The organism is Mycobacterium sp. pR1184 (genome assembly GCF_041287235.1).
In the GTDB taxonomy this organism is placed as follows: Bacteria; Actinomycetota; Actinomycetes; order Mycobacteriales; family Mycobacteriaceae; genus Mycobacterium.
In genome coordinates, this window is record NZ_JBGGKR010000042.1 from 1 (window position 1) to 237 (window position 237).

The window sequence follows — 237 nt, forward strand, 5'->3', positions numbered from 1 at the left end:
GCGCCCTCGGAGGTGCGGCCGCCAGCGCGGCGTCCGCGGCTCCCAAGGGCCTGGCGGGTCTGGGCGGCATGCTCGGCGGTGGTGCCCACGCCGCACCGGCGGTCGCCGCGGGTCTGGGCAACGCCGGCTCGGTCGGGCGCCTGTCGGTCCCGGCCGTTTGGTCCGGAGCCGCTCCGGCGGTCAGCCACGCCGCCGCGGTACCCGTCAGCGCCATCACCGCAGCCCCCGAAGCCGCCG

At 80.2% G+C, this 237-nt stretch carries 1 pseudogene; it reads left to right on the plus strand.

The features are described 5' to 3' along the window. Window positions 1–237: pseudogene (locus ACAG21_RS28135) on the plus strand (hypothetical protein); the annotation flags it as partial.